General features: G+C 68.5%; 16 protein-coding genes. 8 read left to right on the plus strand and 8 right to left on the minus strand.

The window, feature by feature from the left end; translation table 11 throughout:
* Positions 1–328: 328 nt before the first annotated feature.
* Complete coding sequence (locus HBB12_RS01475) at positions 329–1,111, plus strand: 2OG-Fe(II) oxygenase (protein WP_236987719.1); 783 nt, start codon at positions 329–331, stop codon at positions 1,109–1,111.
* A 255-nt stretch (positions 1,112–1,366) separates the two neighbouring features.
* Here the strand turns inward: HBB12_RS01475 and HBB12_RS01480 are convergent, their stop codons facing one another.
* From HBB12_RS01480 to HBB12_RS01495, 4 genes are all read right to left on the minus strand, one after another.
* Entirely contained in the window at positions 1,367–1,825 is a 459-nt protein-coding gene (locus tag HBB12_RS01480; RefSeq protein ID WP_236987720.1) for an acyl-CoA thioesterase, read from the minus strand.
* Entirely contained in the window at positions 1,822–3,630 is a 1,809-nt protein-coding gene (locus HBB12_RS01485; protein WP_236987721.1) for a feruloyl-CoA synthase, read from the minus strand. Before HBB12_RS01485 ends, HBB12_RS01480 begins: the two co-directional genes overlap by 4 nt.
* Positions 3,631–3,635: 5 nt before the next feature.
* A complete protein-coding gene (locus HBB12_RS01490; RefSeq protein WP_236987722.1) occupies positions 3,636–4,850 on the minus strand; it encodes an ABC transporter substrate-binding protein in 1,215 nt (404 codons plus the stop codon).
* Positions 4,851–5,347: 497 nt separating this feature from the next.
* Positions 5,348–6,139, minus strand: a complete 792-nt coding sequence (locus HBB12_RS01495; protein ID WP_236987723.1) for a crotonase/enoyl-CoA hydratase family protein — start codon at positions 6,137–6,139, stop codon at positions 5,348–5,350.
* 134 nt (positions 6,140–6,273) lie between these two features.
* Here HBB12_RS01495 and HBB12_RS01500 point away from each other — a divergent pair, with 134 nt between their 5' ends.
* Genes HBB12_RS01500 through HBB12_RS01515 form a run of 4 tightly spaced genes read left to right on the plus strand, consistent with a single transcriptional unit; the run spans position 6,274 to position 9,870 of the window.
* Complete coding sequence (locus HBB12_RS01500; protein WP_236987724.1) at positions 6,274–7,245, plus strand: 3-hydroxyacyl-CoA dehydrogenase NAD-binding domain-containing protein; 972 nt, start codon at positions 6,274–6,276, stop codon at positions 7,243–7,245.
* A gap of 32 nt (positions 7,246–7,277) precedes the next feature.
* Positions 7,278–8,159 (plus strand): beta-keto acid cleavage family enzyme, encoded by an 882-nt coding sequence (locus tag HBB12_RS01505; RefSeq protein ID WP_236987725.1) that lies wholly within the window; start codon positions 7,278–7,280, stop codon positions 8,157–8,159.
* A 14-nt stretch (positions 8,160–8,173) separates the two neighbouring features.
* Entirely contained in the window at positions 8,174–9,394 is a 1,221-nt protein-coding gene (locus HBB12_RS01510) for an ABC transporter substrate-binding protein (protein ID WP_236987726.1), read from the plus strand.
* The gene (locus HBB12_RS01515) at positions 9,391–9,870 is read left to right on the plus strand and encodes a DUF3237 domain-containing protein (RefSeq protein ID WP_236987728.1); all 480 of its coding nucleotides are present in this window, start codon (positions 9,391–9,393) and stop codon (positions 9,868–9,870) included. The genes HBB12_RS01510 and HBB12_RS01515 overlap by 4 nt, the downstream gene beginning before the upstream one ends.
* A gap of 205 nt (positions 9,871–10,075) precedes the next feature.
* Here HBB12_RS01515 and HBB12_RS01520 read toward each other — a convergent pair whose 3' ends face one another.
* Positions 10,076–11,140 carry a PAS domain-containing protein gene (locus HBB12_RS01520; protein WP_236987729.1) on the minus strand — a complete coding sequence of 355 codons (1,065 nt, stop codon included), beginning with the start codon at positions 11,138–11,140 and terminating at the stop codon, positions 10,076–10,078.
* A 544-nt stretch (positions 11,141–11,684) separates the two neighbouring features.
* Here HBB12_RS01520 and HBB12_RS01525 point away from each other — a divergent pair.
* Both HBB12_RS01525 and msrA read left to right on the plus strand, forming a co-directional pair.
* Complete coding sequence (locus HBB12_RS01525; RefSeq protein ID WP_236987730.1) at positions 11,685–11,954, plus strand: hypothetical protein; 270 nt, start codon at positions 11,685–11,687, stop codon at positions 11,952–11,954.
* Positions 11,955–12,106: 152 nt separating this feature from the next.
* Positions 12,107–12,766: a peptide-methionine (S)-S-oxide reductase MsrA gene (gene msrA / locus HBB12_RS01530; RefSeq protein ID WP_236987731.1), complete on the plus strand. Its 660-nt coding sequence runs from the start codon at positions 12,107–12,109 to the stop codon at positions 12,764–12,766.
* Between the two features lie 43 nt (positions 12,767–12,809).
* Here the strand turns inward: msrA and mepA are convergent, their stop codons facing one another.
* A complete protein-coding gene (gene mepA / locus HBB12_RS01535; RefSeq protein WP_236987732.1) occupies positions 12,810–13,745 on the minus strand; it encodes a penicillin-insensitive murein endopeptidase in 936 nt (311 codons plus the stop codon).
* Positions 13,746–13,954: 209 nt separating this feature from the next.
* On the opposite strand from mepA, the gene HBB12_RS01540 reads away from it, so the two are divergent.
* Positions 13,955–14,329 carry a PRC-barrel domain-containing protein gene (locus tag HBB12_RS01540; RefSeq protein WP_236992628.1) on the plus strand — a complete coding sequence of 125 codons (375 nt, stop codon included), beginning with the start codon at positions 13,955–13,957 and terminating at the stop codon, positions 14,327–14,329.
* A 20-nt stretch (positions 14,330–14,349) separates the two neighbouring features.
* Here the strand turns inward: HBB12_RS01540 and HBB12_RS01545 are convergent, their stop codons facing one another.
* Both HBB12_RS01545 and HBB12_RS01550 read right to left on the minus strand, forming a co-directional pair.
* Positions 14,350–14,760: a hypothetical protein gene (locus HBB12_RS01545; RefSeq protein WP_236987734.1), complete on the minus strand. Its 411-nt coding sequence runs from the start codon at positions 14,758–14,760 to the stop codon at positions 14,350–14,352.
* A gap of 24 nt (positions 14,761–14,784) precedes the next feature.
* On the minus strand, positions 14,785–15,198 hold the full coding sequence (locus HBB12_RS01550; RefSeq protein WP_236987735.1) for an EVE domain-containing protein: 414 nt from the start codon (positions 15,196–15,198) through the stop codon (positions 14,785–14,787).
* Positions 15,199–15,305: the final 107 nt, after the last annotated feature.

Consider the following 15,305-nt stretch of genomic DNA (forward strand, 5'->3'; position numbering starts at 1 on the left):
GACCGGGCTTGCCATCGCCGCCTGCCAGCGCCCGGCATGTACGGAAGCCATCAAGGCCGGGCCGCGTCGATGCAGGCTTCGGTCACCTAATCCTCCGTCTGTTTAGCGATGCACGCGATCGTCGGGTGCTCGGAAGAAGTGCTTTGTCTCACAGACTCTATTCTTTTCGCGAGTTTCTGGGAAAATCGTTGAAGAAATTTTTTCTATTTTTATCTGGAAGTGTTCGGTCGAGTCGACCGAGCCGACATAACTCTCGACGATCCGCCGACCGTACCTTATACCTGCGGCGTCATATGGCCTTTCACCTCATAGCCTTGCGTGATGCCTCATGCTGAATTCTGAGACCGTCAAGCCGGAAGTCGCAGCTTCCATTCCCGGAACCGAGATGAGCATCTTCGCGCCAGATGGCATCGCCCGTCTTGAGCAGATCGATAATTATCGTTCGGTGTCCCCGTTCCCACATCTCGTGATCGACAATATTTTTAATAACGACATGCTGCGCATGATTTTGCAGGAGTGGCCTTCGTCGGGGAATGACTCCGAGCTTCACGACGACGGCACTTATGTGAAGAAAAAATTTGGAACAACCTGGAAAACCAAGTTCGGTCCTTTCACTCAGAAGTTTTTTGCGGAGATGGCGGGCCCATCTTTCTTAAAGACATTGGAGAAAGTTACTGGCATGTGGGGCTTGATGCCCGATCCATACATGTTCGGAGGGGGGTTGCACGCCACGGCGACTGGTGGAAAACTTGCAATCCATGCCGATTTTAACAAGCATCCGTTTTTCAAAGTCGATCGGCGTCTGAATCTCCTCGTCTACCTCAACGAAGGCTGGACGGATGAAAATGGCGGTTGGCTGGAGTTGTGGGATCGAGAGATGAAGGGCTGCATCCAGCGCGTTCTTCCTGTCTTCAACAGGATGGTAATTTTTTCGACCACCAGCGATTCCTACCATGGTCAGCCTGAGCCGATAGCGGGTCCGCCCGACTTGTGGCGGAAATCGGTCGCACTTTATTATTACTCCAACGGTCGCGCCGACGAAGGGTTTCCCCCGGATGACACCGGAGCGCATTCGACGTTATGGCAGTCCCGACCCGAAAAAGGCTATTGAGAAAACAATAGAGATATTATTTTGCGGGAGCGTGTTTCGTTGCATTATCAATAATAGTACAAGAACTAAGTCTCAAAACGATCAGCATTCGGTCGCGCTGCGACCGGATGCTGATCCGAAATGTTGTCGTCGCATATCACAGACGCCGGATGTGCGACGTATCCACCGTCAAAGAGCGGCTGTCGTACCGAGTGGTGAGGCGGAGCGAGGGAGACCGGATGAGGCAATCTCCGGAGGATTGCATCCCGATGCCGGTCACTCCCCCCGAAACCGCCTGACCAGATCCTCCGGGATCGGTGCCGCCTTCATCCGGGACGGGTCGTGGGGATGGCGGCCGGCCCAGACACGGCGCTCGCGGCCCTCGACGGCGAGGTCGCCGGCATTGAGCAGGCGGTGGCGCACGGCGAAGCTCGACCGGCCGACATCCACCACCGTCGAGACGATCTCGACCCGGTCGCCGTAGCGCGAGGGCTTGAGGAAGCGCGCCCCGGTCTCGACCAGTGGGATGCCGAGGAGATCGTAGCGCGCCAGCATCCCGGCCTTCGGCAATCCGGTCGCGGCCTCGCACAGCAGGGCCGTCGACCAGTCGAAGAAGTCGAAGAAGCGCGGGTTGAACACGATGCCGGCGGGGTCGCAATGGCCCCATTCCACCGTCAGCGTGCGGGCATGGGTGAAGCCCTCGTGGTCGGCGATCGGCTCTTGGGCTGAGGTCATGCGGTCTCCGGCAGGATGATGGCGGGGTCGAGAGGCGTGGCGTAGAGGCGGGCGACGGCGTCGGCCCGGTTGCGCAGCACGCCGCGCTGGTTGATCGAGCCCTTGTCGGTCACCTCGTCGCGGTCGAGGGCGGGCGGCTCGGGCAGCAGCAGCAGCCGGGCGATGCGGTTCGACGAGCCGGTGGCCCTTTGGGCGAAGGCCGCGAGGCGCCGGGCGAAGTCGCGCCGGAGCGCCGGATGGGCCAGCACGGCATCGTCGTCGCCCGCCTCCCCGCAGAGCGCCCGGCAGGCGGCGATATCCGGGAAGACCAGGGCGGCGACCTCGTCCCGGGCCTCGCCCGCGATGGCGACATCGCGCACCAGCGGCTGGAACGCGTCGAGGAAGGCGGCCCGCAGGGGGCCGACGCTGACCCAGACCCCGGTGGTGAGCTTGAAATCCTCGTTGAGGCGCCCGTCGAAGGTGAAGCCGCGGTTGCGGTCGGCGGGATCGACCGGCACCAGGGCGTCGCCGAGGCGGTAGAAGCCCTCCTCGTCGAAGGCCGAGGCGGTCAGGTCCGGCCGGCGCCAGTAGCCCGGGGTGACGTTGGGCCCGCGCACCCGCGCCTCGTGCTTGGCGCCGACGGGCGCGACCTTCAGCTCGACGCCGGGCGCCGGCAGGCCGACCTGGCCGGCCCTCGCCGGGCGGTCGTCGGTGACGAGGGCGAGCGGCGCGGTCTCGGTGGCCCCCAATCCCGTCACCATCGGCACCGTCCGGCCGATGGTCTGCCGGGCGAGGTCATCGATGGCGTCCCAGACCGGCTGCGGCAGGCCGGCGGCGGCGAAGAAGGTGACCTGGAGCCGGCTGAAGAAATTCTTCCGCAACGCCTCGTCGTCGCGCAGGTGCGGTACCAGCGCCTCGAAGCCCTTCGGCACCGTGAGGTAGAGGGTGGGAGCCACCTCGCGCAACGCCCGCACGGTCTCCCGGATGCCGCCGGGGGTCGGCCTTCCCTCGTCGATATGGAGGGTGCCGCCATTCGCCAGCACCAGGTTGAAGTTGTGGTTGCCCCCGAAGGTGTGGTGCCAGGGCAGCCAGTCGACCATCACCGGCGGCTCCGCCGTGAGCGCCGGGAACCGGGCCTGGAGCATCGCCTGGTTGGAACTCAGCATCCGGTGGGTATTCACCACCGCCTTCGGCACGCCGGTGGAGCCGGAGGTGAACAGGAGCTTTCCCACCGTCTCGAGCGTCACTGCCGCGTGGGCGGCCGCCACGGAATCGGGATCGTGGGCTTGCATCAGCTCCGCGAACGGCGTCGCGGCCCGGCCGATCGCCGCACGATCGCCGATCACCACCTCGGTTCCTGGCGGGACGGCCGCCGCGATGGCCGGAGCGTAAGTGGCCCCTTCCGCCGCGAAGACGAGGCCGGGGGTGAGCAGGTCCACGATCGCCCGCAGGCGGGCATGGTCCTGCGATACGGTGGAATAGGCCGGCGAGACCGGTGCCACCGCGATGCCGACATGCAGCGCGGCGAGCGAGAGGAGCGCGTGCTCGAAGCCGTTGCCGGACAGGATCATCACCGGCCGCTCGGCCGAGAGGTTCCGGGCGAGCAGGGCGGCGGCGATCCGCTCGACGGCATGAAGAGCCGCCCCATAGGTCAGGGGCTCGAACGCACCCCCCTCCCCGCGCCGGGCCAGGAACGGTCTCTCCGGAGCCTCGGCGGCGTGGCGGGTCAGGTGCGCGGTCAGGCGCTCGGGGTAGGGCGGCAGCGGGGCCGTCGCGGTGACGAGTAGGCTGCCGTCGGCGCGCTCGGTGAAACGATGCGTGTCCATTCGCCCTACCCTTTCACCAGCGGGCAGCCGCCCTCGGCGAGCGGGCGCCAGGCTTCGTCTGCCGGCACGGTGCGGACCGGCTTGAAATAGTCCCAGCCGCCCTTGCTCTCGGCGGGCGTCTTGGTGGTCAGCAGGTACATCGGGTGGAGCTTGCGGCCGTCCTCGCGGATGCGGCCGGGGCCGAAGATCGGATCGTCGGTCGGCATCGCCTTCATGGCGGCCACGACAGTTCGGCCGTCGCCCGCATCCTTCACGGTGCCGAGGCTCTTCAGGTAATGCTCCACCGCCGAGTAGACGCCGGCCTGCATGTCGTTCGGCATGGCGTGGCGCGGGTGGCGGGCGGCATAGCGCGCCGCGAAGGCCCGGGTGCCGTCGGTGAGGTCCCAGTAATACGGCGTGACGATGTAGACGCCCTGTGTCGCCTTGAGGCCGAGCGCCGGCATGTTGGTGATGTTGAGGATCAGCCCGGCGAGGCGCTGGGCCGGGGCGATGCCGAACTCCGCCGCCTGCTTGAGGGCGTTCGAGGTGTCGTCGCCGGCATTCGCCAGCCCGATCACGTCGGCGCCCGACCCTTGCGCCTGGAGCAGGAAGGACGAGAAGTCGGCGGTGCCGAGGGGATGGCGCGAGCCTCCCGTCACGCTGCCGCCCATGGCCTTCACCTCCTCGGCGGCCGAGCCTTCGAGGTCCTTGCCGAAGGTGTAGTCGGCGGTGAGGAAGTACCAGGTCTTGGCCCCCTGCTGCACCAGGGCCTTCGCCAGGGCATGGCCGAGGGACCAGGTGTCGTAGGTCCAGTGCACGGTGTTGGGCGAGCATTGCTTGCCGGTGAGCTCGGCGGTGCCGGCGCCCGAGCCGATGAACACCTTGTTCTTCTCCCGCGCCAGGTTCGCGACGGCCAGCGCGACGGCCGAGTTCGGCACGTCGACGATCAGGTCGACGCCGTCCTGGTCGAACCAGCGCCGGGCGATCGAGGCGCCGATATCGGTCTTGTTCTGGTGGTCGGCCGAGACCAGCTCGACCGGGCGCCCGGCCTTGGCTGCAAAATCCTCGATGGCGAGTTGCGCCGCGATGACCGAGCCCTGGCCCTGGTAGTCGGCGTAGGGCCCCGACATGTCGTTGAGGACGCCGATCTTCACCGGCCGCTCGGCGGCGAATGCCGGGCTGAGGAGGGATAGGAGGGCGGCGAGAGCCGGGGCGAACCGGCGGATGGGGCGACGGGGCATGGTTTCCTCCGGGGGTGATGAGGCCGGTCTTGATGCCGGTTCCTGGGATTTAGTTGCGGGAAATCTCTGTCTTTGCGAATAAAGAGAAGTCGCGGGCTCCTCTCTCCCACACGGGAGAGGGGAAGTAGGCTTGACTTGTTGCGCGCCGCGCTTCCCCTTCTCAAAGACTGTTTAATAGGATTTGCTTGGAAAGATCTGATGGTGGGGATGATTTATCCTACCCTCACACCTCATCCTGAGGTGTTAGTCGATCGAAGATCGAATGACCTCGAAGGAGTGCTCCAGGGAACGCAGAGATTTCTGGAGCCCTCCTTCGAGGCTCCCGTTGGTCGCACCTCAGGATGAGGTAGGAGGGCAGGACAGTCTCGGTCTCCTCAAGTCTTAAGTAGAAAATCTCGCTCAAGCATTCTCTCAGGGTCATTCCGGGCTCCGCTGCGCGGCCCCGGAATGACGCGGAGGGTCGCAACGGCGGAGCGAAGAAAAGAGAGGCGTCTCCCCTACTCCCGCACCTTCTTCGCCCGCCCCTCCAGAAACTCCGCCAGCCGGCGCTTCGCCTCGGCATCGCTCTGCGCCACCGCGGTCATCAGGGCCTCGGTGAGGTACCCGGTCGCCGGGTCGGCCTCGGCGATGCGCGGCAGGGCGTGGATCAGGGCGTAGTTGGTCAGCGGCGCGTTCTCGGCCGCCCGGGTGGCGAGCGCGATCGCCCGTTCCAGCCCCTCGCCCGGCGGCGTGACGTAGTGCGACAGGCCGAGCCGCTCGCCGCTCTCGGCATCGTGGACCCGGCCGGTCAGCATCATGTCGCGCATCCGCGAGACCCCGATCAGCCGCGGCAGCCGCACCGAGGCGCCGCCGCCGACGAAGATGCCGCGCTGGCCCTCCGGCAGGGCGTAGAAGGCGGAAGCCTCGGCGACCCGCAGATGGGCCGACAGCGCCAGTTCGAGCCCGCCGCCGATCACCGCGCCTTTCAGCGCCGCGACCACCGGCACCCGGCCGAACTCGATCTCGTGGAAGGCCCGGTGCCACATCCGCGAATGCAGCATCCCGGCCGGGGCGTCGCGCTCGGTCAGCTCCGCCAAGTCGAGCCCGGCGCAGAAATGCGGGCCCTCCGCGGCGATCACCAGCGCCCGCACGTCGTCGGGCAGGTTCCGGGCGATGCGCTCCAGCCCCAGCACCATGCCGTCGTCGAGGGCGTTGCGCTTGTGCGGGCGGGACAAGGTGACGATCGCCACGGCGTCCCGCCGGGTGACGACCAGGGACTCGGTGCCGAGGCCCGACAGGTCCTCCGCCATACGGCGTTCCTCCGATTCTCGCTCCGGCCGTTCGCGCCGGATTGCCAAACATGATTTGTAATGTGATATAACTATCTCAACGGGTCAATCGGGCGACAAGCCCTGACAGAGACCCGACCAGGGAGGGCGCCGCGATGGATGACGCGAGCGGACAGGCCGGCGACTATCGCACGGCCATCGGACGGGTGGCGGTGATCGGGACCGGCGTCATCGGGGCGTCGTGGGTGTCGCAGTTCTTGAGTTGCGGCCTCGACGTCGTCGCCACCGATCCGGCCCCCGGCGCGGAGGCGCATTTACGCGAGACGGTCGCCCGGCACTGGCCGGTCCTCGAACAGATCGGTCTTAGCCCCGGCGCCGCGCCCGAGCGCCTGACCTTCGTGGCCGGGCCGGAAGAGGCAGCGGCAAACGCCGATTTCGTGCAGGAGAACGGGCCCGAGCGCCTGGAGATCAAGCACGAGACCTTTTCCCGCCTCGACGCGGCCGCGGCCCCCGACGTGGTCCTGGCGACCAGTTCCTCCGGCCTCACCCCGAGCGCGATCCAGAGCGCCTGCCGCCATCCCGGCCGGGTGGTGCTCGGCCATCCCTTCAACCCGCCCCACCTGGTGCCGCTGGTCGAGGTGCTGGGCGGAGAACACACCGACGAGGGCGCCGTCGCCGCCGCGATGGGCTTCTACGCGCGCATCGGCAAGCGGCCGATCCGCCTGCGGCGCGAGCTCGTCGGCCACGTCGCCAACCGGCTCCAGGCGGCGCTCTGGCGCGAGGCGTTCCACCTCGTCGGCTCAGGCGCCGCCACGGTGGCCGATATCGATGCCGCCATCGCCCATGGGCCGGGCCTGCGCTGGGCCCTGATGGGGCCGTGCCTGCTCAACCACCTCTCGGGCGGCGCGAAAGGGTTCGCCCACACCCTCGACCATCTCGGGCCCCTGATGGAGGCGATGTGGGCCGATCTCGGTGACCCGCGCCTGACGCCCGACCTCAAGGCGACCCTCGTCCAGGGCCTCGAACAGGCGCTCGAAGGACGCGACCGCGACGCGATGGTGGCGCAGCGCGACCGGCTCCTCGTCGACCTCGTCCGGCAGAAGCGCGCCGCGCCGGACCTGCCGTAACCCTCGTCTCAACCAACTCAAGGGAGGACAACATGGCCAAGGTGATCGTGACGGTGGCGCCGACCGGCGGCATGGCCTCGAAGGCGCAGAACCACAACCTGCCGACCCAGCCGGCGGAGATCGCCGAGTCGGTGCACAAGTCCTGGAAGGAAGGGGCGGCCATCGCGGCGCTCCACGCCCGCCGGCCCGACGACGAGGCGACCTGCAACGCCGAGATCTACCGCGACATCAACCGGCGCATCCGCGAACGCTGCGACATCATCCTCAACAACTCGACCGGCGGCGGGTCGAGCGGCGACATGCTGGTGCCGCGCCCCGACGGGCTGTTCGAATCGAGCTTCGAGGAGCGGCTGAAGGGCTGCGAGGCCGGGGCCGAGATGGCGACCTTCGACGGCATGACCTTCGCGGACGTGCATGGCGGCCGCGAGATCCTGGTGGTGACGACGCCGAGCCGCTGCGAAGCGCTGGCGAAGCGCATGCAGGAGCGCGGCATCAAGCCGGAATGGGAGGTGTTCGGCCCCCAGCACATCCTGCAGGACGTGACCCGGCTGATCGAGAAGGGCTACGACAAGCCGCCCTACTACATCAACATGGTGCTCGGCGCCGACAAGGGTTTCCAGGGCGCGATGCCCTATTCCCACGACATCCTGGCGGCGATGATCCGGATGCTGCCGCCGCAATCGATCTTCTGCGTCTCCGGCATCGGCCCGGCGCAGCTGCCGGCGACGACGCAGGCGATCCTGCTCGGCGGCCACGTCCGGGTCGGGCTCGAGGACAACAATTATTACTCCCGCGGCCAGCTCGCGACCAACGAGCAGCTGGTGGCCCGCACGGTGCGGATCATCAAGGAACTGAACCACGAGCCGGCGAGCCCGGCCGAGGCCCGTGACATCCTCGGCCTCAAGGCCGTCTGACGGGAGGGACGACGATGCGCGCCCTTCGCTCCGCCCTGCTGGCGGGCCTGATGACCCTCGCGCCGGCCTTGAGCCATGCGGAGGGCGCCGTCTCCGGCGACCGCGTCAAGATCGGCGTGCTCGCCGACATGTCGACGGCGATGTCCGGCAATTACGGCACCGGCAGCGTCACCGCGGCGCGCCTCGCGGTCGAGGATTTCGGCGCGACGGTGCTGGGCAAGCCGATCGAGATCGTCGCCGCCGATCACCAGAGCAAGCCGGACGTGGCGAGCACGCTGGCGCGCCGCTGGTACGACGTCGAGGGGGTCGACATGATCACCGACCTCGGCAACTCGGCGGTGGCTCTGGGCGTCCAGGCGCTGGCGCGGGAGAAGGGGCGGCTCGCCCTCATCACCGGATCGGGCTCGACGGTGATCACCGGGGCGCAATGTTCGCCGAACGGCGCGCTCTGGGTCATCGACACCCACGCCCTTTCCCGCGCCATCGCCAAGCCCCTGGTGGAATCCGGCGAGACGACCTGGTTCTACGTGGTGGCCGACATCACGCTGGGAAAATCCTTCGTCGCCGACGTGACGCCGGTTGTGACGAAGGGCGGCGGCAAGGTGGTGGGCCAGGTCTTCCACCCCCTGCTCTCGCCCGATCTCTCGTCGCAGATCCTGCAGGCGCAAGCCTCCGGCGCTCGCGTGATCGCGCTGTTCAACGTCGGCGGCGACGCGATCAACGCGGTCAAGCAGGCTTCCGAGTTCGGGGTGCTCGGCGGCAAGCAGAAGCTCGCCGGCTTCTACATGACGGCGGTCGACGTCCACGCGCTCGGGCTCCCCGTCGCCGGCGGCCTCTACCTGGCCGAGGCGTTCTACTGGGACACCGACGACGCCACCCGCGCCTTCGCCAAGCGCTTCTTCGACCGCCAGAAGGCGATGCCGAACAGCTACCAGGCCGGCGTCTACTCGGCGGTAATGCATTACCTCAAGGCGGTGCGGGCCGCCGGCACCGACGCGGCCGAGCCGGTGATGGCGAAGATGCGCGAGATGCCGATCGAGGATTTCATGACCGAGGCCGGGCGCCTGCGGCCCGACGGCCGGGTGATCCGCGCGGTCTCGCTGTTCCGCGTCAAGCGGCCGGAGGAATCGAAGGGGGAGTGGGACGTGATGGAGCGGATCGCGACGCTGCCCGGCGAGGAGGCGTTCCGGCCGATCGAAGAGAGCGACTGCCCGCTGGTGAAGGGCAAGCCATGACCTCTCAAGCCGTGACCATTCCAGCCCCCACCCTCGCCCACGTCTTCGATGCCCGTATCGCGGTGGCGGTGCCGGTCGAGGTCGGCGTCACCACGGCCGGCAGCCGGCGGGTCATCGCCATCACGGGCGGCACCGTGACGGGCCCGGGTCTCACCGGCCGGATTCTGCCCGGCGGGGCCGATTACCAGACCATCGCCGCGGACGGCCTGACCCAGCTCCACGCCCGCTACGTGATCGAGGCCGCGGATGGCACCCTGGTCTATGTCGAGAATACGGGCCTGCGCTTCGGCCCGCCCGAGGCGCTGGAGCGCCTGCGCCGGGGCGAGCCGGTCGATCCCGGCCTGATCTATTTCCGCACCGCGCCCCGGTTCGAGACCGCGTCCCCTGCGCTCGCCTGGATGCAGACCAGCCTGTTCCTCGCCACCGGGGCGCGGGCGCCGGACCATGTCGGCCTGAGCGTGTACCGGGTGGGGTGATCCGGAGCGGCACCCGATCGCGTTGCCATCGGACGCTGCTTTATATCTTTGATTTTTCGGAATTTTCTGCGACGAACCGGTATCCGCTCCGACGGAAACCGCGCTAAGCAGATTTCGCAAAAGTGGCCCCCGGTTTTGCGGAAAAAATCTGCGATAAAATAAGGATCTAAGCGGACGAAGCGTTGGCCTGCCAACGCAAGTCTGCTTAGCCCTCCGCCCGCGCCACCGCCACCGTGCCGCCCTCGACCAGGGTGAAGACGATGCCGGCCTTGCGCAGGGCCGCCAGGACGTGGGGGCGCGAGCGCGAGGCCGCTCCCTCGGATTCCTCCTCCAGGCGCCGTACGGTGGAGAGCGAGACGCCGCTCTCCCGGGCGAGGTCGTTCAGGGTCCAGTCGAGGAGGCCGCGGGCCGCCCGCAGGTGGCAGCCCTTGATCGCCGGCTCGGCCCGCGGCGAGGGGCGTTCCGGCACCATATCCGCCTCGGTCTCCAGTGGGGTGACCACGACGGTCCAGCAGATCGGATCGGCGGGGGCATCGCGCAAGGCATCGTCACGCAAGGGCACCATCGTCATCCGGAACGGTGCGGCCGCGCCATCGGCCAGGCGCAGCGTCGGCGTGATGCTGAACGGCCGCCCCCCTGCTGCAAGGCGGGGCAATTCGTCGCGCCAGCGCGGCCGTTCCTCCGGCACGATCGGCCCGAGCCAGTCCGCCCGCACCTCCTCGCGGCGCAAGCCCACGAGGGCCAGGAAGTCGGGGCCGTACTCGGTCGGCGGCAGGGTCGGCTCGGTATGGATGAAGACCTGCGCCTGCTGCGCCAGGCTGGACCGCCGCTGCTGCTCCAGGCGGTGCAGGTCGGCCAGGCGTTCGCGGTCGGTCACGTCGAGGAGCACGCCGGTCGCCGCGAGCGGGCGCCCCTCTGGGCTGAAGAAGACCTCGCCGCGGCTCACCACCGTGCGCGCCGTCCCGTCCGGCCGGATCAGCCGGACCGTGTGGCTGCCGAGGATGCCGGCCTGGACGATCTGGGCCGCATCCTCGAGCACGTCGCGATCGGCCGGGTGGACGAGGCCGAGCAGCCGCTCGTAGCTCGCCGGCTCGCCCTCCGGCAGCCCGGCCAGGCGGTAGAGCCCGGACGACCACACCTGCCGGCCGGAGACGAAGTCCCAGCGCCACGCGCCGGTGAGGCCGAACGCCTCGATCAGCCGCATGAACTCGCGGGACGACAGGTCCGCCGACCGAAGGGCCGCGTGCGGGTCCGGAGCGCGCGGGGTCATCGGGGGCCGACCCGTGCCGGGTCCCGGCCCCGCCGACCCGGCGCGAGGCTCCGGCTCAGGCCGAGCCCCGCCCGCGCCACAGGCGTGCGAAGTCCACTCTTCAAGGCAAATCTTCCTAATATTCAGCAAGTGCGCTCGGCTGCGGCCAGGCGAATACACCGTAGCACCATTCGATTGTACGCCAAACAATCACGCCATTTCAACCTCGCGCGGGCGAGTGCGGCATCTGACACGCTTGTGCGATAACGATGCCTCGCCGCCGCCGGTTGCGTCGCCGGGGCCGGTCTCCGTCGTGTCCGGGCCGGGGATCGGCGGGCGGCCCGAGGGCAACCGGACGGCCCGGATGCGTCACGACGCTGCACCGGATCGTCGGCGCGACAGGGAACAAAATAAAATTTCTCCCTTGGGGCTTTGAGACAGAAAACATCTTCTCTTCTGTCGTGAAAAATAGAAAACCACATCTATTGCTGCGAAGCCTGCGCACGACCTATCTACAGTCTCGACGGCTCCGATCCGCGGAGCCGTGCGTCATCCGGATTCGACCATGCGTCCTGCCATCTTCGATCCGTTCGGCGAGCGCCTGGACCTTCAGGCCGGGTGCGCCGCGCCGCGCCGCCGGCCGGTCCGGACCCGGCGGATCGTCGGCGCCGTGCTGTTCTGGGCCCTGGCGGCCGGGCTGATCACCGCCCGCTGCGCCTTCTTCGATCCCAGCACCGCCTTCGGGCCCGACGCCCCGGCCCGTGTCGCCTCGACCCAAGCGACCGAACTGGCCTCGACCCAATCCGCCCCGGACCAGGCACCGGTCCTGCGCTGAAGCGGCGCTCCTCAGGCAGGTACTCTTCAGGCAAGGTACTCTTCAGGCAAGGTACTCTTCAGGAACGAGGCTCGGCACCCCACATCAGTCGCGATCAGAGGCGCCTCGCCTCCGGAGCCGAGAGGCTCCGTTCCGAACACCGGAGCGACCCGATGCTGTTCTTCCGCAAGCGCGCCGAGATGCCGGCCCCCGACCAGATTCTGCCGGGGCGGCCCATGCCCCTGCCGACGGCGGAGCGGCACTTCGTCAACGGCCATCCCCTCAAGGGCCCCTATCCCGACGGAGTCGAGACGGTCGTGTTCGGCCTCGGTTGCTTCTGGGGCGCGGAGCGCAAGTTCTGGCAACTCGGCGACGGCGTCTTCGTCACGGCGGTGGGCTATGCCGCCGGCACCACGCCGAACCCGACCTACGAGGAAGTCTGTTCCGGGCTGACCGGGCACAACGAGGTCGTGCTGGTCGCCTACGACCCGGCGGTAATGCCGCTCGCAGCCCTGCTCAAGACCTTCTGGGAGAGCCACGACCCGACCCAGGGCTTCCGCCAGGGCAACGATGTCGGCACGCAGTACCGTTCGGGCATCTACCTGCCCGACGAGGCCCGCCGGGCCGAGGCCGAGACGTCCCGCGATGCCTACGCCGCCGCCCTGAAGGCGCAGAGCTACGGACCGATCACCACGGAAATCCGCGACGCCGGCCCGTTCTACTTCGCCGAGGCATATCACCAGCAATACCTGGCGAAGAATCCGGGCGGCTATTGCGGCTTGGGCGGCACCGGCGTGTCCTGCCCGATCGGGGTCGGCGTCGCGGCCGAGTGAGCGACCCGGGACCGGCCGAGGCCGGTCCCGTCCCGTCCCGTCGTTACCGCGCCTTCAGCACCGTACGGCAGGCATCCGGCAGCCCCGCCAGGGTCATCGGCGGGCGCGGCTTGCCGGGCGGGCGGGGCTTGGGGTTCAGCACCGCGTCGGAGAACCAGTAATCGAGCTCCGAGCCGCAGCCGTCGCCGGAGGGCGGCGGGTCCTGGTCGTGGCAGGCCGAATCGCCCGCCGGGCATTCGAGCCGGATGTGGAAGTGGTAGTTGTGGCCGTAGATCGGCCGCACCTTGGTGAGCCAGCCCCGGTCCGACCCCGCCTCGCGGCACAGGGCCTTCTTGATCGCCGGATTGACGAAGATCCGCGCCACCTCGGGCTCGCGCGACACCATCTTGATCAGCCGCAGGTGCTCCGGCAGCCAGACCTCTGGGTCGATGTCGCGCCGGTCCGGCCGCACCACGTTGGTGGCCGACATCTCCTCGCGCTCGGCCCGCGTCAGGCGCCTGTCCGGCATCGGGGTCAGCCAGATGTCGGCGTCGAGGCCGAGCTGGTGCGAGGCGTGGCCGGTCAGCATCGGCCCGCCCCGGGGCTGGGACATGTCGCCGACGAGCAGCCCCGGCCAGCCCGCCTTGCGCGGCGCCTCCGCGGCGACCTTCTCCAGGAAGGCGACGAGCCGGGGATGGCCCCAGTTCCGGTTGCGCGACAGGCGCATCACCTGCCAGGTCGCGCCGTCGATCGGCAGCGCCTCGGCGCCGGCCACGCAGCCCCGCGCATAGCCGCCGATCGATTGCGGCGGCAGGGCCGCCGGCGTCGTGGCGCGGCCGAACAGGGCCTTCGCCGGCGTGGACGGATCGTCCGGGTTGGCGAGCGGCGGCAGCGGCTTCGGGGTGAGGGTGCCGCGATCCTGCGCAAAGGCGGGCGCGGCGAGAGCCAGGAGAGCCGTCAGGAGGGCGGCGCGGCGGATCGGCGTGGGACGCAGGAGCATGAATCGGAGGCTAGCGCTCCGATCGCCCGGTGTGAATGGCCCCGCTGCTCCGCCATTCGCCGCATCGCACGGCGCCGGAACAGGTTCCGCCGCGGAAGCGTTGCCGGAGGGCAAGGACCGCGATCCATACGGGGCCCTGACTTTCGAAACTCCGACCCGGAGGCATTCCGATGACCACCGTCGCGCCGACCATCGGCGACCGCTCCGACATGGGCAGCACCACCACCAGCGAGACCAGCAAGCTGATCGCCAGCGACCGCGTCGAGGGCACCACCGTGCGCCGTCCCAACGGCGACGGCATCGGCCGCATCGAGCGCCTGATGATCGAGAAGACCACCGGCCAGGTGGTCTACGCCGTGATGAGCTTCGGCGGCTTCCTCGGCATCGGCGAAGGCTACTACACCATCCCGTGGTCGACCCTGCGCTTCGCGCCGGAGCTGGACGCCTACGTGCTCGACCTCACCGAGGAGCAGCTCCGCGCCGCGCCGCCGGCTTCGCCGGAGGGCAACGATCCCTCCTACGACCGGAAATGGGAGGAGCACGTCCACCGCTACTTCAACGCCACGCCGTACTGGAGCATCTGACGCATCCGGCGGAAGACGCTTCACGGCGCCTCCGCCGGCACGCCCGACAGGGCCCAGCGGCACAGGCTCGTCTCCTTCACGGCCAGGCAATCGTAGGCAGTGCCGCCGATCACCACCCGCTCGGCATTGCCCTCGATCCGGTCGCGGCCGACCCGGCTGCAGCCGAGGTGATCGGCCTTCGGGTCCGCAAGCCGGGCCCTGATCGCGGCCGGGTCGCCCGCCGTCTCCGCCAGCAGGATGCGCAGGTTGGCCAAGGATCCGCAGGTCAGGACCTTCGCCGGCATGGCGGGCTTGGGCAGCGCCTTCGGCTTCTGCGCGACGGCCGGACCCATGGAGGCCGGGCTCACGAGAAGCACGAAGACCAGCAGCACGAGGACGGGGCAGGCTCCGGCCACGGTCTCGGCCAGGGTCCCGATGAACGCGCGCCTCACGCGCCGCCCCTCATCGATACCCCATCAGAGGCCGCCCATCCGGCGCACCAGCGCCCATTCCGCCTCGCTGACCGGCTGCACCGACAGGCGCGAATTGTTGACGAGAACCATCTCGCGCAGAGCCGGCTCGGCCTTGATCGCCTCCAGGGTGACGGGTCTGGGCAGGGCCTGGACCGCCTTCAGGTCGACCATGCCGAAGCGGCCGCTCTCGTCGGTATGGTCGGGATAATAGGTGCGGATCACCGCCACGATGCCGACCACCGCCTTGCCCTCGTTCGAGTGATAGAAGAAGCCCTGCTCGCCGAGCCGCATCGCTTCGAGGTTCTTGCGGGCGACGTGGTTGCGCACCCCGTTCCAGTACGTCCCCGCCTCCCCGGCCGCGACCTGGTCGTCCCACGACCAGACCGAGGGCTCGGATTTGTAGAGCCAGTACGCCATCCCGTTCTCGTCCCTCTCATACGGTTTCCGGATTGATCGCGTCGCGATGCGGAAACCGGCTTCGCTCAGGCGCCGCACGGGCTGGTGATACGGCGTCCGGAAGGAAT

Source organism: Methylobacterium sp. SyP6R, assembly GCF_019216885.1.
GTDB lineage: Bacteria > Pseudomonadota > Alphaproteobacteria > Rhizobiales > Beijerinckiaceae > Methylobacterium.